The organism is Parendozoicomonas sp. 209JJ7-1 (genome assembly GCF_058147085.1).
In genome coordinates this window covers 1-21352 of record NZ_JBYVJU010000005.1, presented here as the reverse complement: position 1 = coordinate 21352, position 21352 = coordinate 1, and the positions used below count along the sequence as shown (strand labels likewise).

Sequence of the window (21352 nt, the reverse complement as noted above, 5' to 3'; positions counted from 1 at the left end):
GTCTTGCATCTTGCATAACCCCGTTTGATGTCTAGTCTTGCTCTCCATCTGTTATCAGGTGGAGAGTTTTGCATGAGTCGACCTTTACGTTTGGAGTATGCTGGTGCGCTGTACCATATCACTTCCCGGGGGAATGAACGCAAGGCGATTTATCGAGAGGAGCAGGACTTTGAGTTGTTTCTTGACGTTCTTGCTGATGTTTGTGTGCAGTGTAATTGGGTGATTCATGCCTGGTGCTTGATGACCAATCATTACCATTTAGTTGTTGAAACACCTGAGGGGAATCTCTCTGAAGATATGAGGCAGTTAAATGGTATCATTTTCCCTGGGACGTAAGGCCTGATCTACTCATTCTCTCTTTTATAAAGTTTTTGCTGATGCTTGTGTCCATTTTTAATGCCTCACATCAAAAGTAGAAAAGCTACAAATTATGGATGACTTAATCTGAGTTTGCAACAGAACCTATTTTGAGTCTTACACAATATCAAACGTCAGGGAAAATCTGCAATTTCGGGGCTGCTTTCCTTTTTGTGGGCTTAATTCCCTGTAATCTATAAAGAGCCATTTTTAATATTTTTTTTGAAGTGGAGAAATGTTTTGAATCTTAAATCAATCGGAATGTTCTTGTTCTTTTTATCACTTGCAGGTAATGCTGCAGCTGCTACTCAGTGGTGTAACGGCACAATAAATGGCGTGTATTTGCAAAATGATGGAAATCTTTATATGACAGGTAGTTGGAGGAATGAATGGACAATGGTATGTAAAATAAAAGAAGACTGGAAAGGTGTCTCGCCCGAGATTTATAATCTGGTGGGTCTCGTTAGCTCAAACGGCACAAACTAAAAAATCCAAGGTTGTTGTGCTCTATGAAAAAGATGTTTCCTCATGTAATACGATTCCTGCTTATGACGCTGCGCCTTCTCCCAAATATATTATGTTAGCTCCTTAGTGCGGGTGTCTTTCATGACGTAAACGGGGTTGTGTTACAAATTTTTAAATCTCAGCCCATGGGAAAGCTCAATGCTAGCCCTGCAGCATTACCGACGCAAATCAGAAAAGCGCCGTAGTTTAATCTTAAATTTTAAGGAAGTATGTATATGAAGACACTACTGTCCGGTTAAGCATAACCCAGCTCCAAGGTTCCCTGATTCTGGGGCAGGTCAGTCCTTTTTACCTGAGGTGGGTCGCCGAACAGTTCCAGTAGCGGACGGCGACTCGTCAGGTTGAGACTGACCTTCCTGGCTATTTGCTGTAACGATAATTTCGAATAGGTTGTGATCCGAGTTAGTCGCAGCAGCAGATAGGCAATCATGGCAACCAGTACCTGAATTTTGACGGCGTTTTCGTTGCGCCCCAGGAAGCGTTTGATCTTCAGGTTCTGTTTAATCCATTTAAAAAACAGTTCTATCTGCCACCGGGCTTTATAAAGGTCGGCAATCTGCTGGGCTGTACGCTCAAGGTCGTTGGTAATAAATGAGAGTACCTTCTGGTCTTCCTCCCTGCGGATCGTGACGCGTCTGAGATCGGTTGGGCAGTCCTTTTTCGCCTGTACCGATGAGAGGCGAATCACCTGATCTTCCAGTATGTGTTCTGCTGTGGTTTCACGGGTTTCCACAACCTCGTAAACCGCATTCGATTTCATACGTCCAACGAAGCGTGTGCCCTGCTGTGTTAACTGGAAATACCAGTCATAGTCATTGTAGGCGCGGTCAAAAACGTAGGTGGCCTCTGGCAATATGGGCAGTTTCTGTGCCGCCTTTCGATCATTCACTTTGGCGTGTGTCATCTCAAAATAGGTGGGCGTATCGGCATCAGGATCGTAGACCGTATGGAGCTTGATACCGGATTTTGTGCCTCGGAATTTGGCCCATTCAAACTGGTTGATGTTGAGGTCAATGGTTGTGGAATCAATCAGCCGTACCAGTTCTGACGCAGCCTTGGGAGGCAGAGCCCCTCTGACCTTCGACAGGAGATAGTAGAAGGCTTCCATGAAGATGGCAGCGGATCGATTGCTGTTGGCATCCGACAGGGATGACCGTCTGATCTGTTCAACACCAAGGTGGTAATGATGATTGCGTTTGGTGTTGAAGTTCTCCTCCAGATCTCGCAGAGAAGAACGGCCTGTCAGCTGGGCAAACATCATGGCGACAAGCTGTGTCCAGCACGACAATGTCCGTATGCGGTAATCTCCATTATGCCGATCAACAGCTTTCTGGAATTGGTGATTGGGCAATTCTTTGAGTAACTGATGAAAAACGCTGTTAAGATGCTTCATGCCTGTTCTTTTTGGTTGTTGAAATAGCTGTCTCGACAACTGCTATTTTACCGCAGACCAATGAGAACAGGCACTTCCCGCCTCTTCTGAATTTTTAACCGGACAGTAGTGATATGAAGAAGGTATTCAGAACAATATTATTGATTTCGATATGTCTACCCTCATCCGTATTAGCGTTTACATGGGGACAAAAAACGAAGATAACAGGGTACTATGTTTATAGTAATGGAGATGCTGTTATAAACCTTCAAAATAAACAAAACCCAGATAACTGTACAAATGGGCGCTATTTGATTCTGGATAGCGATAGCAAAAATTTTTATGCGTTGTATTCTTCAGTACTTGCAGCTTACAAGAACAATTCTGATGTTACTGTGAATTATCATGGTTGTAAGGGGGGGCATCCACTGATTAATTCAATTGCTACTCCTGGTGTTTGGTAGAAGGAAAGGGGTCAGGTCTTGCACCGTGCATAATCTGAGTTGAGGTCTACTTTTGCTCTTCATCTTTCGATTTAGTTGGAGAGCATTTTGTGGAGGAAGGAAAGGGAAGAGGAAAGGGGTCAGGTCTTGCATCTTGCATAACCCCGTTTGATGTCTAGTTTTGCTCTCCATCTGTTATCAGGTGGAGAGTTTTGCATGAGTCGACCTTTACGTTTGGAGTATGCTGGTGCGCTGTACCATATCACTTCCCGGGGGAATGAACGCAAGGCGATTTATCGAGAGGAGCAGGACTTTGAGTTGTTTCTTGACGTTCTTGCTGATGTTTGTGTGCAGTGTAATTGGGTGATTCATGCCTGGTGCTTGATGACCAATCATTACCATTTAGTTGTTGAAACACCTGAGGGGAATCTCTCTGAAGGTATGAGGCAATTGAATGGTATCTATACCCTCCGCTTTAACCGTAAATATCGTCGGGTGGGGCACCTCTATCAAGGCCGCTACAAGAGCATCTTGGTGGATAAATCCGCTTATCTGCTTGAGTTAAGTCGGTATGTAGTGCTGAATCCGGTACGGGCTCGCATGGTGGGTGCTCCGGATGAGTGGGAGTGGAGCAGTTATCTTTACACTTTGGGGGTTAAGGAATCTCCTGCCTGGTTGGCGACTGATGCTATGTTGTTGCAGTTTTCTCGTAATCACGAGGAAGCTTGTGCACGGTTTCAGGTGTTTGTGGCAGCTGGTGTGGGGAAGCATCTTTGGGGCGATCTGCGTCAGCAGGTTTTTCTGGGAGATGACGCTTTTATCGCAAAACAGCAGGCGCTTCTCTCTGATAACCTCTCTGAGGTGCCCCATAGCCAGAAGCGCCTGCCTGCAAAGCCACTTTCATACTATGAAGAATCTGCTGACAGCCGACATCAAGCGATATGGAATGCTTGGCAATCAGGTGGGTATTCCATGAAGGTGATATCTGATTATTTTGGTGTTCATTCTTCTACTGTAAGCAGGGTTGTTGCGCGGTACAAGACTTGATCCTGTCTTCTTGTATTGCCTATGTGGATTTAAACTCGGTGCGTGCCGGGTTACCTCTATTTTAGTTTTTGTTAATGTTCTGAATAGAGAAATATGCTCAGGAAATTATTTGTGATTGCCGGTATGCTCTTTTGCACAAATACCGCTATAGCAGCTACAAAATGGATTGGACCCTATACCGTTGATAATGTCTCCGTCCATTATAATGGCTCATCGTATGGTGTTTATTTTGATGTTAAAGAGGACGTTATAGATGCATATTGTGCTAAGGGAAATGAGCTTGACTCTTTTGGCTACGATGCAATAACTGATAATTCGAGATCAATGTTATCCGTCTTGTTGAGTGCACAGGCTCAAGGCAAGAAGATTAAGATTTATATCCCATCAAGTTGTAATTCTGAATCACAGGTGTTCTGGGGGACTAAGGTTCAAAATGACTGATGCTTATATTGCCTGGGCTAAGTTGCCTTTGACGGTTGTTTACACCAGTGTCCAGCAATCTGATTCATTAGTCGTACGGGCGTAAGAGAAACTGCTTCCGTCAAACGACGCCTCCAACCGAGATAATGCACCAGATATTTCGTTGACACCCCGTGAAAAACACCACCAATCCAGCGTTTGAGATGGCTGTGGTAGGCGTTGACATGCTGAATGTGGAACACACCCTCAAGAACATGCTGGCCCGATGAGGTCACAAGCTCTTTCAAGGGAAAACCAAGTCTTGCGACAGCCGCTTCATGGGCAAGGCTCGCATCAGCGCAGACCACAGCCTCTACGGAAATACGGCCTCTCAAGTGGCGCACCAGTTCATCCGCACTTTCATTTTGAAGGATGCCATCGGCCGTATTTGTTCGTCGATCTCTGGCGACCAGATATAAAGGACAGCCAATGATTTGTTGCAAAATTTTCAAGAAGCAAAAGTCGTGATTCTCCAGACATAGCTATGTTGCTAGGGAGTAGAAATACTCCCACGGTGCTGTTGATTCAGAATCTGGATATTGACCCTTTCTCAGTATACGGGAAAGCTCAATGCCTGTCAGTCTCGCTGAGGCAGAATCAAGGGTAGGGAAAACGGATGAAACCCCTTGGTATCACTGGAATTGAGGGACATTTAAACGCTGAAAAGAACAGTGATTTCGCATTGATCAGGTTTGAAACCTGTTTTGGAGAAATATCTTATGAGCGTGTGCTGGCATTGCGCAGGTGAGTAGTACCCGCCTATCCCTTGCTATATAAGGGATAGAGAGAGTTTTGAGTAAAATTTAAACAGCTCGGTGCTTGCAGGATTCAAAGCCATGAAAATCAGTTTGAGCCCAGTGGTGGCGCGGGGTTTCATGCGTTTTCCCTGGTCAAAAGCTCCTCAATCATGCGATAGCTGAGAGAGTAGCTGACATACCAGCGAACAGTCTGGAGAATGATGTCTTTGGGAAAGTGGCGGCCGGAAAACTTCATTCGTGAAAACTCAAAAGATAGAAAAGTCGCGGATTCTGTATAAACACAAATCTTTCTACGCCGCTTAGCTTTACGTTATGTTTACTTATAAGTTGAATTTAATTATGAAAAAGATCTTATGTTTTTTGTTACTTGCATTTTCAAGTTTTTCTTATGCAGCAATCAATGATCTATCTATTGGAAAAATCTCTGTTTACAAAAATAAGCAATCGATTCCAGAAGAAATTATTGGAAATAAAGGCTCTGCAATACCATTGGATACTCCCATCGTAACTATGACTACAGAAGGTAGAACTTATTCGCATTGGACATTTGTTGCTTATGGAGAATCACTTGATCATATTCTATCAGTATGGCTTACAGCACAAGCGTCAGGTAAAACTGTTGGTTGCGTAAGCAAAGATAGAGGTAATTATTGGGTCGAGTGTGTCGGAACTTGGATACGATAAACATAACAAGGCGCTTAAGCGGACTTCAAAAGTTTGGCTTCACTCCTTGGTTGTATTGCAAAATTTCAAATAAACGAAAAGCCAATATCCCCCGGACGCAGCTATGCCGCCAGGGAGTAGAAATACTCCCACTGGGCTCTATTGTGAACAGAGCCCTCCCACGGCGTCGTTGATTCTGAATCTGTGTTTAGAAAACGATGAATGCGGACACGAGTGGAACTCCAAAAATGAAGATAAAAACTCATAACAAAGACAGTCATTGGGACGCAGTAAGCTGCGCCCCTGCTGGCAGGCGTTATAATTTTAAGGAAGTATTATGATCAGAAAGATAATTTCAATAAGTGCTTTAATTTTTACTAGTAGCTACTCATTTGCTGCTGGCTGGACTGGGGAGTTGACGGTTAATGAAATCTATCCAGCTCCTAGATACAAAGGTGTCCTAGTAAAACAAAGTTCAATGACTAATCCAGATAATTGTGCTAGTTCAACCTACTATGTGTTAAAAAAAGAGAATTTAATGTTCAATGAACTTTATTCATTGCTCATGTCAGCGCAAGCCAGAGGGTCAAAAATAAATCTACATCTTCTGACGTGTCAAGGTGTTAATGATACTGACAACACTTATCCATATATTTATCAAGCAATTTCTAAATAATTAGTAACTATTCAGCGCCCAACAAAGGCAACTTGTTGTAATTCCCAACACTCAACATCTATAAGAAGTAAAAAAAGTGTCAGGTTCATTTAAATGCTTTTCTGTCTATAAAACTATATAGAGATATTTGGATTTCCCTTGAAAGGCTAAACTATTTAGGGCTGATTATTAAAATGGTAGTAAGTGAAGTTATTAGGAAGCTGGGTTTAAAATCATTTCTTTTTTTTATGTTGATCCCTAATTGGGTGTATGCAAATACGCTGGACGCAGTTACAGCACTTTAATAAACCTAAATGACTGACTCAAATAAACGAACCACGTTCTACGAACGTGGTTCGTTTATTTATATCAATGAAATGTGTGGAGAATATTTTCCAATGTTAAAGTTTCTGAAAATAATATTACTGTTCTTTTTTGCTTCTCCATTATATGCAGGAGTCTTTCACTGTAGTGGTGAAATTGGTAGAGTCCTTGTATATTCTAACGGGGGTGTGAATATTCATGGTTCATGGAGAAATACGTTTACATATATCTGTAACCTCAATACTACCAGGCTGGGTGTAAGCCCTAGTGTGTAGAGGGTGGCTTTCTGTAGCTCAGTCCGCCAGGAGTTTCGAAAACTCCTGTTGAAATTTATTATGACACTCCAGGAGCCATGTCATGTAGTACTATACCCCACTATACAAGTTCCCCGGCTCCGATATATTTTGGCCAGTAACCTTTTTTATTTTTAATGCACTTGGTGATTTTAGTGGTTAAGTAGCTTCAGAATGACGTGTTACATTGCTTCTCATATTAATAAGTAAAGTGATGGGGGAGCTCTTTATTAGCTTTATTAGCAGGTGCTTTATAAATTGAGAACTCTGCAATGGCCTTGGCTTATGGCAATAGCTCTGGTTGTTTTAGTTATAACAGGGTTACGACTGCATCAGTTTTATACTGAGTTTGTAGATTCTCCACTTGAGGCTCTCGCTTTTGAAAATAGCCTTCCGCAGCAGCATGTTGAGCTACAAAGAGAGGTTTCAAATCATGTTATCTTACCGTTTTTTGGTGAGAAACAGGAGGTCTCTCCAGTTATTCCGGTTGATCCCCCGGATACAACCCTGCCAGTCACTTTGCAGGCCATACTCTTTATGGAATCAGGGGACAAATCAAGTGTGATGATTGACGCAGGATATGGAACCGTTCTGCTCAGCCAGGGTGAAGAAATTTTACCCGGAGTTTATGTCGAGCGTATTTTTACAGGTCATATTGTTTTACAACGTGATGGCCAACAGGAAAAACTGGTTCTGGTCGATGGGTTCATCAAGGGAGTCCGTAGTAAGAAAAAACTCCAGCTTGGTGATCATATGAGCACAGAAATGCTCTCTTTCAAGCAGAGGCTGGAGCAAAGCCGAAAAGAAATGGGGGTTAATCCCGGAACATGAATATCAACAATATGGAAAGACAAAAAGGTGATATATGAAATCGATGATTGCAATTGGCGTATTGTCGCTTGTTGTAGGAGCCTCCTGGTATTACTGGCATTCTGAAGGAACACAGCAAAACCAGGCTGCTGAGAGCACGGTCGTTACTGATTCCTCTCCCCCAAAAGCCATAGAACCAGTGAAATCTTTGATTCCGGATGCAATTGGCACAGCCAATGGGCATTCTCCTGAGAATATTTATTATCAAAAGCAGCTTTCCAGTTTGAAAGGTGAGTTGGCTCAACTTGATCAGGAAAACCTTACAGAGAATCTTGAAAATCAGGCAACACGTCTGTTACAGGGGCATGTTCCTGATAATCTCAAACAAGGTTTTGATAGCAGTCCCTCTGAAGCTGCACTGTCAAAATTGGAAGATGCATTAGCGAATGTTCAGTGAATAAATTTTCTACCCGCAGTATGGCTCTCAATTCAATGGTGTTGAAGTCGTGATGTAACGACACACCTCCGAGTACTGTTACCTTTTCTCTCAGTAGTTCTGTTGTATTAAAATAATGAAAAATAAATCTCTACTTGCTGCAGCGGGAATGCTATTGGCATCCTCTGTTGCGGCCAGTCCGTTCTCGCACCAGCTTCATCGGCTGGGTGATGACTATTTTATGCGTGTACCGGATAACCTGGTACTGATTCATGGGGATGTCGCCGTTCCCGTGCCTGTCCGCTCAAACTATCACTTCAAGTTGAAACGCTCGGGTGATACATGGGCGCTGGAAAAAATCTCTGTTGCTGATTATAACGCGGCGAAAGGCTCTTTTCGTTTATCCAAATATAATGCCCATGTCGGTGACTTTGATGGGGATGGTCGTCGGGATGTACTGTTCCAGGGCAGCCGGGTTTATCAGGACAGCTTCCTGGTATCCGATATCAAGGAAAACGGCCAGCTTTCAGTTCTCCAGGGCTCGGGTGCCAACAATATCTCCGGTGATCGCTCTCTGGTCCAGATCCGCGATACCAATGGGGATGGCCGGGACGATATTCTCTTTAACGGTTTCGCACTATCTCTGAATGCTAACCAACAAATTGCCGGTGTTCCGGAAAATACTAATGCTAACCTCGTGGGGACTTTGTCCGGAGCGTTCCGTATACAACAGGGGCGGCCGGTTTATGATCTTCCCCTGGATTTGGCTGCGGGTATAAACGGCTTAAAACCTGATCTGGCTCTTACTTATCAGGGCCAAAGCGGCAGTGGTATTTTAGGTGCAGGCTGGCGTCTGAAGGGCCTTAGCAGTATCAGCCGCTGTAGCACCACCCTGGAACAGGATGGTAAGAAAGGTGGCATACTGTTTAATGCAGACGACCGCTTCTGTCTGGATGGTAAACGTCTGAATGCTGTTAATGGCAGCTATGGAGCCAATGGCACAGAATACCGCACGGAGGTGGAAGGGTTTACCAAGGTTGTTTCTTACGGTGCTGCCGGAAGTGGCCCCCAGTCGTTTAAAGCCTGGACCAAAGCTGGCCATATTATCGAATATGGTGTCAGCACGGATTCCCGGATAGAAGCCCAGGGCAAGCCTTCGGTGCGCACCTGGGTGGTCAACAAAATCAGTGACCGTGCCGGTAACGCCATTAACTTCTCCTATCTGGAAGATAATGCCAAAGGTGAATACAGCCTGAGCAAGGTGGCCTATGGGGCTACTGCAGTTGACTTTATTTACCAGCAGCGCCCCGACCTGTTTCTGGGGTTTACCCAGGGCAGCCGGGTGCAGCGTGAACGACGCCTGTCTCAAATTGCAGTCAAAGTCAGCGATGTTAAACAGCGCCGTTACGCGCTGACCTATCAGCAGAGCAAACTCACCCAGGCTTCACAGCTGGCCTCTATCCAGCAGTGTGATGGTGGTAATAATTGTTTGCCCGCCACCCGCTTTGAGTGGAGTCAGCCATCGCAACATCTCTCCCCGCAGCATAAAAAACTGGTGGCCAGTGACCAGTGGCGTTCTGGTGATTTTAATGCCGATGGGATTGCTGATTTGATTATGGCGACCTCCGGCAATGATTACCATGTAGCGCTGGGTACACCCAATGGCTTTGCGCCGGCGGCTTTGTGGGCTGACCATGGAGGGAGCTTAAGTGGACATGAGTGGAATCTGGGTGACTTTAATGGAGACGGTCGAACCGATCTGATCGTCGGCAATTCTGACAACGATTATTATGTGTCTCTTTCCACTGGCTCAGGTTTTATTAATAATCAGAGGTGGCTGGATCATGGAGATACTTCAAGTGTTGCCGATTGGAAACTGGGTGATTTTAATGGAGACGGAAAAACGGATTTTATATTCGCAAGTCGTGAAAATGATTATTACGTGAGTCTATCCACCGGGGCTGGCTTTACAACGGGAAAGTGGGTTGATCATGGTGGATACCTGAAGGATCATAAGTGGAATCTTGGTGATTTTAATGGTGACGGTAAAACAGACCTTGTTATCAGTAATCAAAGTCGTGAGTTTTATGTGTCTCTTTCGGGAGGTAATAGCTTTGTTCAAAGCAGCGCATGGCTTGGTTGTCATGTTCAGCAGCAACAATGGTGCTCAACCCGGGTTGAGTATGTAAAGTCATACGAATGTACTGGCCACTCTGGTGATGAAAGAGAGTGTAAAAAAGTTTATGTTCCTCGAAACGTCACAGAAGCCCCTAAAGTTGTTGATTGGCGGCTGGGTGACTTCAATGGTGATGGTAAAACAGACATTATTGCCGTTGATGATAAGCTTAATTACAGAGTGAATGTTTCTTCTGGTCGTGGGTTTAATACTGGTGTGTGGGTATCCCATGGAGGAAATACTTCCGGCCATGAGTGGAAACTGGGAGATATTAACGGCGATGGTCTGACAGACCTTGTCGTAGGTAATCCCAGCAATGATTACTATGTATCCCTTTCAACCGGTACCGGTTTTGTTAAGAACAATCGCTGGGCTGACCTCGGCGGTAATGTCAATGATCACCAGTGGCAGTTGGCAGATTTCAATAATGACGGCAAAGCCGGCCTGATTGTTGTTAACTCTTCCAATGATTATTACCTCTACGAAACCAAAGCGGATAACAACGGTTTCCGCCATATTCAAACCGTTAACCATGGCGGTAATCTGAGGGACTTCCGCTGGCAGCTGACCGACAGTAACGGCAGTGGGCGCACGGATCTGGTTGTGGCCGACAAACATGGCAACTACTACACCTCCCATGCCAAAAACGCCCCGATAGACCGACTGGTGGCCATTACCGATGGTCTGAACCAGACCACTGCCCTGGAATACAAACCGCTGACGGATGCCTCTGTGTATACCAAGGGTTCAGGGAAGACCTGGCCGGTACGGGATATTCAGGCACCTATCTATGTGGTCAGCCAAGTGACCATGGATAACGGTAGCGGTGGTCAGCGTAAATACAGCTATCGCTATGGCCAGGCCCGCACCCACTTGCGTGGACGCGGCTTCCAGGGTTTTGGCTGGGCGGAAGTGAAGGATGAACTGACCGGTATTACCACCCGCCGTGAATATGCTCAGGACTTCCCCCTGACGGGGCGTTTGACCCGTGTGGCCCGTACCCAAAGTAATGGTTCTCTGATCAGTGAAGTGGTCAGCGCCTGGGCGTCCCGTGCGCTCCATGGCGGAAAGAGTCAGTTTGTGTATAAAACATCCAGTACCGCTAAACAGTGGGAGCTGGACGGTGCTCTGGTGAAAACCACGGTTACCGAAAACCGCAACTGGGATGACTACGGTAATCTGAGAGAGCAGCAGGTATCCACCCGTAAAGGCAGTGCAGGGGAGACCTTTGGGCAGCGCCGGGTGCTGGCTTATGGCCAGGAAAACCCGGCCCAGTGGTTGATTGGCCACCCTACCCGGACCGAAATTACCTTTACCGCACCCAATGTTCCCACTCAGACCCGTACCACCACCTTCAGCTATAACAGCACCACCGGTTTACTGGCCAGCCAGACGGTGGAACCCGGTAACGCCCTGGCGCTGACCACCGTCACTGAGCGAGACAGCCATGGTAACCCCACCAAGATGACGGTGACCGGTGAAGATGGTGATTATGATGCCAGCGGCAATCTGGTAAGTAGCCGGCAGGTGTCTCGTTTTGCCACCACAACTTACGACAGCCTTGGCCTTTATCCCAACACCCAGACCAATGCCCTGAACCAAAGCTCTCAGTTTACTTATCACGGCCTTTGCAGCCAGCCTGCAGAGAGTCGGGATATCAATGGTGTGCAGACCCGCTGGAGCTTCGATGCCCTCTGCCGCCTGAGGGAAGAGCGCAGGGCTGATAACAGCAAAACCACATGGCGTTATGCCTGGGCAGCGAATGACAGCCATGCACCCCTTCTGGCCAAGTACAAGATTGTGGAACAACAGGATGGCCAGGGGGCTGTTACCACGTACTACGACAGCCAGCACCGTGCTCTGCGGACCATGACTCTGGGCTTTGATGGCACGCCGGTGTACACCGACAGCCGTTATAATGCCCGAGGCTTGGAGGTGGCCACCAGTCGTCCCTATTTTGTGGGGGACCAGAGTTACTGGATTGAGCGGGAGTTCGACCTTCTTGGTCGTTTAATCCGCAAACGCAGCCCGGCAACCCACGGTGTAGGCACTTTGGAGGAACTTACAGCTTACAAAGGCTTGTTGCTGGAGGTGACCGATGCCAAGCAGCGAAAAACCTCAACCCTCTCTGATGCTCTGGGCCGGATTGTTCATGTAGAGCAGCCGGAAAACGCTTTTGTTAAGCATAAGTATGATGCTCAGGGTAACCTGATCCAGACCAATGCCAATGGTGTGATCACGACTCTGGGGTATAACCTGCTGGGTCAGCGCACAGCGTTAAATGATCCTTCCAAAGGCAACTGGCAGTACCGCTTTAACGGGTTTGGTGAACAGCGCTGGCAAAAGGATGCCAAGGGTCAGGTCATCACCGAAACCTACGATCTGCTGGGCCGTATGGTGAAGCGGAACGAAGTGGAAGGTGAAAGCCGCTGGCATTGGGACAACGCCACCAACGGTAAAGGCCTGCTGGCTCAGGTGACCGGCCCCGGTTATCAGCGCAGTTTTGGTTACGACACCCTCTCCCGTACCACAACCACCACCCAGACGGTGGATAACCAGACTCTGACCCTGGGTGTGGAGTACGACCAGTACAGCCGACCGGTGACGGAGATTCGACCTGGCAACTTCCGGGTGGAGAATGTCTTTAACCAGTACGGTTATCTGAAAGCGGTGCGCAGTCCGGCCAATCAGGTGCAGGACTATAACCGCAGCCATTTGAATGGTCTGATTAACCAGACCAAACAGACGGCACAACAGGCCATTGATAAAGCTCGGGAACTGGCTGGCAAAGCCGCAGGCTACCGCAAAATCGTGCGCAAGCTGGAAGAGGCAGATGACCAGAGCGAACGCGATGAGATTATTGATGGCCTGACCGGCATAGCCAAACAGCTGGCTGACCAGAGTATTAACTATCTCACCCTGGCTAAAAAACTGGTGGCACTGGCAGAAACCCTGGATCGGCAACGCCGGGTTCAGAGTGCCTGGGGCGCAGATAAAGATGCAACGGCACTGACCGCAGCGGCAGGCAATAGCCAGTCTGTTACCTGGTGGACCGCCAAATACCGGGACGCGGAAAGCCGTCTGGGTGCTTCACTGCTGGGTAACGGTTTAACCAACCTTCGCAATTATGATCCGGCCAGTGGTCGACTGCTGATTGTTGAAACCGGGTTGTTCCAGGGTGACCTGGTGCGCAAGCTGGAGTACCAGTTTGATGCCATGGACAATGTCACCACCCGCTATGACCGGGTACAGGGGCTGGAAGAGCACTTTACCTTTGATAATCTGGACCGGCTCACCAGTGCCAGAGTCAATGGCAAAATTGGTAACACGCCTTACAGCGCAAACACCAACTACAGCTACGATGCCCAGGGCAATATCACCAACCGCAGTGATAAAGGCAATTACCGTTACGGCAATATCAACCGCAGCGAACACAATGCTGGCCCCTATGCGGTATTGGGCGTAGGCAGTACCGATGACTTCACCTACGATGCCAACGGCAATATTGTCACCGGCGGTGGTCGAGTCGTAGAGTGGTCCTCCTATGATCTGCCCACCCGCTTTGAGCGCAATGGCAAAAGCGTAAGTTTTGCCTACAGCCCGGATCGCAGCCGCTTCCGTAAGCAGTCAGGCGTCAGCACCACCTGGTATCTGGATAAACTGTTTGAGTTGGAGAAAACCACCGAAAGCGGTAAGGCCGTTGTACGGCAGAAGCACTTTATCTATGCCGACGGCCAGATACAGGCTATTCAGGTAAGAACTCTTAAAGATGGTGTAGCCCAGCCGGATAACACCCGTTATCTGCACCGGGATGCACTGGGTTCTATCGATACCATTACCAATGCCGTAGGCACGGTAGTGGAACGAATGAGCTTTGGACCCTTTGGTGAACGCCGCGCTGGTGACTGGCGTTCTGCCAGTGCGATTGGCAGCCCGATTCTGCCCAGCCTGACCAAACGTGGCTTTACCGGCCATGAGCATATTGATGAAGTTGGCCTGATTCATATGAATGGTCGGGTTTATGATGCGGAGATAGGGCGGTTTTTGTCGGCGGATCCGATTGTTCAGGATCTTTATGATAGTCAGACGTTTAACCGGTATGCATACACTCGGAATAATCCTCTTAAATATACGGATCCTAGTGGATATTCTTGGGGTGATTCCATTGGGCGAGGGCTCGACGCTATAGGTAGGGGCTTGAGTTCTATCGGTAGAGCTATTGGGAATGCATTTTCAGGACGATCCTCGAACCGTCAAAGTAGGGATAGAGAAACGAGATGGAGTGGGTGGTATCGGAATGAAGAAGGTGTAGTACAACGGCATGATTTAAGCGATCCTTCCAATGTTCAGGCCTCTCGTAGTGGTCGTGATGTAGATCACTCAAGAGAAGGAGGGCGGGACCATGTTGGCAGTAGTCTTATTTCATCCAGAAGCGGAAAGGACATCAGTAGTTTCACGCAGAGCTACGAGTGTCCAAATGGCGACTGTTCTATAGAGAGCATAGCCATATATGGAATGGCTCCAGACCCAACACTTTCTAGAAGTATTGCTCTGTTCAGCTTTAAAAAGGCTGCCCAGCATTCTGTCATAAATACACTCAAAAATTTCAGACCTAAAACGTATCAAGTTGGTCAATTCAGCTTTAGACTTGACAAGAAGGCTATGAAACATATTTTGGAACGACATCATCCTTCGTTCTGGAATGGAACTACTAAAGCAAAGCAGTCGTTTTTTCCAAAAAATATGTCTCCGAAAGATATACAGGCTGCTATCAGTAGTGTTTTGAAGCAAAATAGGGAGACTTTAGCAAAGAGAGGGACGACGAGTATGTACCAAGTCGAGGGGAAAGTTAATGGGGTTGGATATGTACTTGGTGTTAATAGAGGGCGTATAGGCCAGTTTTATTCGAAATGAGAAGGTTGCAATGATATCTATTATATCTTTTTTAAAAGATGGGGATGATTTTTTTCCTGTTCGTGAATATAAGGGCCCTCTTCCTGATGAAGATTATATTGAAGGTGCCGTTGAAATATCAATTAATGGTGTTTGTTTGATTGATAAACGGATGTGGGACTATATTGATCAGTTGTGGGCCTATATTGTTGAAGGTGTTTCAACTGTCTCTTCAGGGGAAAATTATTCAGTGTTTTTTCCTGATCAGCCAATAAAGCTATCGCTGTCGCCTACTTGGGGAGGCAATGTTAAATTTGAAGTGGAGTGTGATGAAAAGGCTTATGCCATTGTTGAAATGGAAGAATTTGCACAAGAAATCAAACGGAAGGGGAAAGAATTTTTTCATACTATGAAGGAGTTAGCTCCATCAAATGAGGATGTCTATGAATCTCTCCTGAAGAAATTGGAAGTCATTTGTTGAAGATAAGGAGGAGGGTGTCAGGTCTTGCATCTTGAAAACCTTTTTCTCGATTCAATTAATCTCTAGTTTTATTAAAGATCAGTGCCGGTAATGTTGATTGCCGGTACCCTTAGTTTTCCTATTAGTCTAAATAGAGATGTCTATATCTAAAGGTGGACTTTTTTATTCGGACAATAGATTTAGTTTGTTGTGGAGTATTTAAAATTTATGTTTAATAAAAAATGGTTATCTTGTTTTGTACCTGTTATTTGTCTAATTTCTATGGAAGTTAATGCATCAGACTTTGATACAGGCTGGAGCAACCCTACAAAAATAACCAGCCTTTCTGCTTTTACTCAAGGTCAAAACGATACAGTGGGGATTGAATTTTCTGGTAATAAAGTGACTTCCAATCCTAACAACTGTAGTAAGAAAGATATGTACCTTCTACACGTGCAGGATGTGAGTGCAAATAATATTGGTAAAAACCTTATGAGTGTTGCATTGGCTGCAGGGGCTCAGGGGTTAAATGTAAGGTATAAGGTTCATACAACGTATTGCCATTTAGGACGTCCATTAGTTTCTGAATTGAAAGTAGAGTTTCAATAAATCATAAGGCTAGCTGACGTACAGTGGTAATCAGGAAAAAAGATTTTAGTGCTGTTATAATGTTATTGATTTTTAATCAAGAGGTGGCTTATAAATTAAAGAATGGAAATAAATTTTCAATAATCACGGTGACTCTAAAGAAATGATGGATTCAAGCAACAAGTTCAAAAGAACTTTATAGGTAGGAAGTTCTGGGTCAGAGGTTGCTGGTTTTTTGCAATTATCAATATGTATAAATGACTTTTAATAGTGAGGAGTAATATGAAGAGATTTTTTTGTCTGACTACTTAACTGTTCAAAAAAAGTATGGCAATTTACCCAGAAGACGGAAACAGACCTGATGTTTGGACACAGCCTTGGCTTTCTTTGATTCTTTCAGCCCAAGCTCAAAAAAAGCGGATTCAGCTTTATGTGGTAGGTTGCTTTGCCGGAGCTATTCATATGCATGGCGTGAGAGTTGTAGCCGATTGATTTTACAAGGTTGTATCTGGTCATATTTACTTTTGATTGTAGAGACGATTGAGAAAAAAGAGATAGATTGTATGAATGTTAAAAAAGTAGTGTGTTCTGTTGTATTTTCATTATTGTCGACCTTTTCTTTTGCCGCAGAACCACCTCCTGGATTTGTGGGTAAAGTGGCTTCTGTGGCCGTTGGTCCGGGTGTCGGGGATGTTGTTTTGGTTCGTGTTGAAAACCACTCAGCGAATGCCGTATGGTCTACTGGCTGTTCCACAAATACTTACTGGAGCTTTGAGTTCGATATAACAGATGCAAAGGGCATGGCCACTTACTCGCTACTTCTTACAGCGATTGCTTCTAACAGGGTAATTACAATACATGGGGCTGGGACTTGTGGTGGAAATAATATCCAGGATTTAAGTTATGCCCGTTTTTAATTGAGGCACTATATGTGCTGATGATGTTCTATAGCTACAAAAAACGAAAAAAGTGGTCGGAGTAAATAAAAAGGTAAATAATTGGCAAGCCTTGTATTTTCCCCTTATTGCTCTTGAGGATTACGGAAAAGTCCCTTTTTAATTAGCTGATCAGTTTTTCTCTGTAATAAGATTTCTACACGTTATGCAATATTTGTTCATTCGAGTAAGTGAGCCGATCTTATTAATGGAACGAAGGGGGAGTCTTTGTTTTTATCTAAAGAAATTTGCGGAATAATTGATTTGGGTACAATTAACTCAGCGATTGAAAGTTGGATAATTCATTGGGGTGCCATCTCTAGTCAGAAACTCATCAATCATGCGATTGCTGAGAGGATAATTGAGATGCCAGTGAACAGTTTGAATAATGAAGCCATTTAGGGGAATGGCGATCAGAAAAAATTATCTGTGAATGCCCGAAAAAAGAAAATTTACGATTTTTGGATTGGATAGTCTGAATTTGTAACACAACTCTCTACATAGATACTTTAGGCATGGTTATGAAAAAAATTCTTCTAAGTGTTTTAGGCGTCATTATGGTTAATAATGTATATGGTGAATACTATGATGGTAACCTGTCAATCAACCGTATTCGTATACATTCTGAATATGCTTATATTGGAGTAAACCGTACGCTTGAAACAGCCTGTAATAATTTTGGAGAACAGATACGATTTAAGCACACAGAGATTCCAGGGATAAATTTTTTAGCTGCCATTCTCACGGCTAAAAGCAAAGGTGCCACGATTGATGTCTGGTATACAGCAAGTTCAGCACCTAGAACAGATTATGAGAATGGATGCAATGATAAAGCGATGTCAACTTTGACAGGGATTGCCATTAAGTAACCTGTGAGGTTGTGTTGCAAAATTTTCAAGAAGCAAAAGTCGTGATTCTCCAGACATAGCTATGCTGCCAGGGAGTAGAAATACTCCCACTGCGTCGTTGATTCTGAATCTGGATATTGACCTTTTCGCAGCATATGAGAAAGCTCAATTCCAGTCAGAGTCGCTGCGGCTGAATCAAATACTTGCTCTGATAGATAGTGATTGTCGGATTCCCATCCTTAAGTTCGACGCTGATAGAGGTGAGTGCGCTTGTGTTGCTGCCACTTTTATCAATGGCTACTTTATCTGGCAGGGCATGTAGGCGAATCACCTTGTTGAAAAAGGCTTTGGCAGCTTTCGTATCACGCTTTTCGGTTATAAGGAAATCAATGGTATTGCCTTCTTTATCGACAGCGCGATACAGGTAGCAGTCACGGCCTTTAACCTTGATATAGGTTTCATCCATACGCCATGAAGCTTTCACCGACGGCTTGTTTTTCCGATGCAGGGCTTCCAGTTTTGGCGCATATTCCACAACCCAGCGGTTTGATGGTGGTATGATCGACTGGAATCCCACGTTCAGTCAAAAGCTCCTCAATCATGCGATAGCTGAGGGGGTAGCTGACATACCAGCGAACAGCCTGAAGAATGATGTCTTTGGGAATGTGGCGGCCGGAAAACTTCATCCGTGAAAACTCAAAAGATAGAAAAGTCGCGGATTCTGTATGGACAGGCCTGATTTTGCAACAGAACCCAATCTTGTCCTGATCTTGGGATTTGAGTATTGTATTGCACTAAGTGCTATATTTGTTGTCAAAGGAACTGCCCAGAGTGATGAGAGTCTTTAAAACCCGTTGGTTTCAGCGCTGGGCGAAGAAAGAAGGCTTGTCCGACAAAGCTCTTTTGAGGGCGGTGAGTGAAATTGAGCAGGGGCTGGTAGACGCGGATCTTGGAGGTTCTGTTTTTAAAAAGAGGATTTCTCTTCCCGGTCAAGGAAAGCGTGGAAGTACCAGAACCCTATTGGCGTTTCGCATGGGCCATAGAGCTTTTTTCATCTTTGGTTTTGCCAAAAACAAGCAAGCTAATATAAGCGCCAAAGAGGAACGAGCCATAAAATTGTTGGCTAATGAGTTTTTGGGATATACGGAGCATGCTCTGAGAAAAGCGCTGGATGCAGGAGAGTTGGTGGAGGTGATGAATGAGTGACTTACTGGATGCTGTTCATGAAACAGCCAAAGGTCTATACGATGCCGGGGTGATGGATGCTACAACCATGCACGAGTTTGATGCGCTATGTCTGCCTCCGGTAAAAGAGTTGAGTTCTGGCCAGATCAAGACATTGCGGTTGAAATGTAAAGCCAGTCAGTCCGTATTTGCAGCTTTTCTGAATGTCAGCCCTTCTACAGTACAGAAGTGGGAAAGTGGACAAAAACGGCCAAATGGCCCCTCACTAAAGCTATTGAATTTAGTCAGAAACAAGGGACTGCACGTGCTATCCTGAGCGCGAAGAAGGGGGGAAGAAGAGAAACTGACCTCCCTGAGTGGCCCCACCACCGCCAAATATTAAAAATCCCGCACAGACCTCTGTTGCGGGATTTTTTCGTTATAAGCCCGCCTGTTTCCCCCGTTCCAGAGAGGTTTCACCCTGTCCGGCAACGTACCTGCTGTTTTTGATTTCTCCGGTTATCCTGCCTTTCAAAACCCTATTTTTTCCCTGGTTCTCCGTTTTCAACATAACAGAGAGGATTTTGAGGTACGTTTCTTGAAAACTTTTTAAGAATCAGTTAATTACGTATTGCGAGAATTGTCGTTTATCGCAATGTTTCTTGCTCAGGACTATGCGGGGCAGGTTCAGGGTAAAAGAAACGATTTCTCTGTTTTTTCGTGGTTGATTCTTGCTGGAAACAGGGCCTTGAATCAGCTTACCTACAGCCACTCCCGTTGTTCAAACCATTCACTGGATACGCCCCCCATAAAGTCTGTGAGGGATCGGCCTCCAAGATGGGCTGGACAATGATGGTCAGCCGGAAGACAACTTCACGCACTTACAAAAACGGATGTTGAAGTTCCTGCTGGCAGGCTGCCAAGGCCTGTGGCCGGAAGTGGCGGTAAAAGGACATTACCATCTGGATGGGGACAAGGAGTGTCCCTGCTTTGATATTGACCAGTGGCTGTACGACGAGGGGTTTGTCGAGGAAGTAGCCGCGTGAGCTGGGTGGCTGCAGTACCAGTGGTAGGCAAGATCATCGATAAGATTTTTCCGGATGCTGAACAGGCCGATAGAGCTCGGGCCGCTCTCACCCAGATGGCTATCAACGGTGAGTTGGATGAACTGGCCCAGCAAACCGGTGTGATCAAAGCCGAAGCCCAAGGTGAAGGCTGGTTGCAGCGGAGCTGGCGGCCCATTGTGATGCTGGTGTTTACGGCCTTGATCGTGTGCCGCTGGATGGGCTGGGCCTCACCGGATTTGAGTGAGGCACTGGAGCTAAAACTGCTGAGCATTGTTCAATTGGGCATTGGTGGTTACATTGCCAGTCGAGGTATAGAAAAAACAGTCCGCGTTTTTAAAAACTAATTCTCTACCATGTGCAGGGCTGATCCCCCCCAAAAGACCCATCAGGGTTGATACATATACAACACTCTCCATGCTCCGACCTGCATTGGGCAGGGTTCATACATTGTGTAGATATACATTTAGGACAAACATAATAATCAGGCTTGGTGCTGCCTGCGACTTTGCAGCAACAGCCTTTTACAAAAGCTATACCGGCGCACTCTTCGAGAGTCATATGAAAACCACATACGTCACTGTTTAAATTATCGACCAGCTGATGCAATTCCTCTGTCGTTTGAGCGGATTTCTTTAGAGAGGAGCATACTTGGGTGTATTTATAATAATCTGAGGGTTTTTCCTCTTCCCCTGCTAGAGCAAGCATTGCCAGGGAATATAAGACGCTGAACAAAAGAAGGCTCAGTTTTTTCACACTTTATACTCACATGCCGATGGCTTATCCAACATAGTTCAAGATGGAAAAAATCTCACATCATAGCTACAAACATTCTATATCTGGCTGGCAGTTGCTGTGCCGGGGACCCTGGGCGCCTTTCTCTATTGCGGGTCCACATCACCGCGGAAAAGCACTAGCGCCAGGCTCAAAATCGGGGTTGACTCTCAGGTTGACTTTTTCACAGTAAATCCATAAATAACAAGCAGTTAGCGGGTCAACCACAGCTCTATCGTAAGTATTCCGTGAACCCATGCTCCAAGCCCCCCCCTTTTTCTTTCCAAGGGGCTATAGTCTTCTCATGT

The 21352-nt window shown here is 45.5% G+C and carries 19 protein-coding genes and 3 pseudogenes; 18 read left to right on the top strand and 4 right to left on the bottom strand.

All coding sequences use genetic code 11. The features are described 5' to 3' along the window. The first annotated feature begins 72 nt into the window (after nt 1–72). Together ACY2RQ_RS06295 and ACY2RQ_RS06290 are read left to right on the top strand one after the other, a co-directional pair. Nucleotides 73–336, top strand: coding sequence for a transposase (locus ACY2RQ_RS06295; protein WP_490112110.1), 264 nt, complete (start codon nt 73–75; stop codon nt 334–336). A gap of 261 nt (nt 337–597) precedes the next feature. Next, nucleotides 598–843 (top strand): hypothetical protein, encoded by a 246-nt coding sequence (locus ACY2RQ_RS06290; RefSeq protein WP_490112109.1) that lies wholly within the window; start codon nt 598–600, stop codon nt 841–843. A 274-nt stretch (nt 844–1117) separates the two neighbouring features. On the opposite strand, the gene ACY2RQ_RS06285 is transcribed toward ACY2RQ_RS06290, so the two are convergent. Then, the gene (locus ACY2RQ_RS06285) at nt 1118–2275 is read right to left on the bottom strand and encodes an IS4 family transposase (RefSeq protein ID WP_490112108.1); all 1158 of its coding nucleotides are present in this window, start codon (nt 2273–2275) and stop codon (nt 1118–1120) included. Nucleotides 2276–2388: 113 nt separating this feature from the next. On the opposite strand from ACY2RQ_RS06285, the gene ACY2RQ_RS06280 reads away from it, so the two are divergent. From ACY2RQ_RS06280 to ACY2RQ_RS06270, 3 genes are all read left to right on the top strand, one after another. Further along, nucleotides 2389–2718 (top strand): hypothetical protein, encoded by a 330-nt coding sequence (locus ACY2RQ_RS06280; protein WP_490112107.1) that lies wholly within the window; start codon nt 2389–2391, stop codon nt 2716–2718. Between the two features lie 195 nt (nt 2719–2913). Next, nucleotides 2914–3744: a transposase gene (locus tag ACY2RQ_RS06275; protein ID WP_490112106.1), complete on the top strand. Its 831-nt coding sequence runs from the start codon at nt 2914–2916 to the stop codon at nt 3742–3744. Between the two features lie 93 nt (nt 3745–3837). Then, nucleotides 3838–4185 (top strand): hypothetical protein, encoded by a 348-nt coding sequence (locus tag ACY2RQ_RS06270; RefSeq protein WP_490112105.1) that lies wholly within the window; start codon nt 3838–3840, stop codon nt 4183–4185. A gap of 17 nt (nt 4186–4202) precedes the next feature. On the opposite strand, the pseudogene ACY2RQ_RS06265 reads toward ACY2RQ_RS06270, so the two are convergent. Then, nucleotides 4203–4616: pseudogene (locus ACY2RQ_RS06265) on the bottom strand (IS1595 family transposase); the annotation flags it as partial. A 475-nt stretch (nt 4617–5091) separates the two neighbouring features. After that, a pseudogene (locus ACY2RQ_RS06260) lies at nt 5092–5196 on the bottom strand (IS6 family transposase); the annotation flags it as partial. A 104-nt stretch (nt 5197–5300) separates the two neighbouring features. Between ACY2RQ_RS06260 and ACY2RQ_RS06255 the strand changes: the two are divergent. From ACY2RQ_RS06255 to ACY2RQ_RS06215, 9 genes are all read left to right on the top strand, one after another. Further along, nucleotides 5301–5645 (top strand): hypothetical protein, encoded by a 345-nt coding sequence (locus ACY2RQ_RS06255; protein WP_490112104.1) that lies wholly within the window; start codon nt 5301–5303, stop codon nt 5643–5645. A gap of 316 nt (nt 5646–5961) precedes the next feature. Further along, nucleotides 5962–6300 carry a hypothetical protein gene (locus tag ACY2RQ_RS06250; protein ID WP_490112103.1) on the top strand — a complete coding sequence of 113 codons (339 nt, stop codon included), beginning with the start codon at nt 5962–5964 and terminating at the stop codon, nt 6298–6300. An 881-nt stretch (nt 6301–7181) separates the two neighbouring features. Further along, entirely contained in the window at nt 7182–7727 is a 546-nt protein-coding gene (locus ACY2RQ_RS06245; protein WP_490112102.1) for a type II secretion system protein N, read from the top strand. Nucleotides 7728–7761: 34 nt separating this feature from the next. Next, a complete protein-coding gene (locus ACY2RQ_RS06240; RefSeq protein ID WP_490112101.1) occupies nt 7762–8163 on the top strand; it encodes a hypothetical protein in 402 nt (133 codons plus the stop codon). A gap of 115 nt (nt 8164–8278) precedes the next feature. Then, a complete protein-coding gene (locus ACY2RQ_RS06235) occupies nt 8279–15232 on the top strand; it encodes a toxin TcdB middle/N-terminal domain-containing protein (RefSeq protein ID WP_490112100.1) in 6954 nt (2317 codons plus the stop codon). 10 nt (nt 15233–15242) lie between these two features. Continuing rightward, nucleotides 15243–15692, top strand: coding sequence for a hypothetical protein (locus tag ACY2RQ_RS06230; RefSeq protein ID WP_490112099.1), 450 nt, complete (start codon nt 15243–15245; stop codon nt 15690–15692). Nucleotides 15693–15899: 207 nt separating this feature from the next. Next, nucleotides 15900–16280, top strand: a complete 381-nt coding sequence (locus tag ACY2RQ_RS06225; protein ID WP_490112098.1) for a hypothetical protein — start codon at nt 15900–15902, stop codon at nt 16278–16280. A gap of 356 nt (nt 16281–16636) precedes the next feature. Beyond that, nucleotides 16637–17176, top strand: coding sequence for a hypothetical protein (locus tag ACY2RQ_RS06220; protein WP_490112097.1), 540 nt, complete (start codon nt 16637–16639; stop codon nt 17174–17176). Between the two features lie 539 nt (nt 17177–17715). Continuing rightward, a complete protein-coding gene (locus ACY2RQ_RS06215; protein WP_490112096.1) occupies nt 17716–18063 on the top strand; it encodes a hypothetical protein in 348 nt (115 codons plus the stop codon). A gap of 59 nt (nt 18064–18122) precedes the next feature. Here the strand turns inward: ACY2RQ_RS06215 and ACY2RQ_RS06210 are convergent. Then, a pseudogene (locus ACY2RQ_RS06210) lies at nt 18123–18728 on the bottom strand (IS6 family transposase). Nucleotides 18729–18876: 148 nt separating this feature from the next. On the opposite strand from ACY2RQ_RS06210, the gene ACY2RQ_RS06205 reads away from it, so the two are divergent. From ACY2RQ_RS06205 to ACY2RQ_RS06190, 4 genes are all read left to right on the top strand, one after another. Beyond that, entirely contained in the window at nt 18877–19248 is a 372-nt protein-coding gene (locus tag ACY2RQ_RS06205; protein WP_490112095.1) for a type II toxin-antitoxin system RelE/ParE family toxin, read from the top strand. Beyond that, nucleotides 19241–19543, top strand: coding sequence for a helix-turn-helix domain-containing protein (locus ACY2RQ_RS06200; RefSeq protein ID WP_490112094.1), 303 nt, complete (start codon nt 19241–19243; stop codon nt 19541–19543). The genes ACY2RQ_RS06205 and ACY2RQ_RS06200 overlap by 8 nt, the downstream gene beginning before the upstream one ends. Before the next feature lie 556 nt (nt 19544–20099). Beyond that, nucleotides 20100–20252, top strand: coding sequence for a hypothetical protein (locus tag ACY2RQ_RS06195; RefSeq protein ID WP_490112093.1), 153 nt, complete (start codon nt 20100–20102; stop codon nt 20250–20252). Further along, the gene (locus tag ACY2RQ_RS06190; RefSeq protein ID WP_490112092.1) at nt 20249–20617 is read left to right on the top strand and encodes a 3TM-type holin; all 369 of its coding nucleotides are present in this window, start codon (nt 20249–20251) and stop codon (nt 20615–20617) included. Before ACY2RQ_RS06195 ends, ACY2RQ_RS06190 begins: the two co-directional genes overlap by 4 nt. Nucleotides 20618–21352 lie beyond the last annotated feature (735 nt).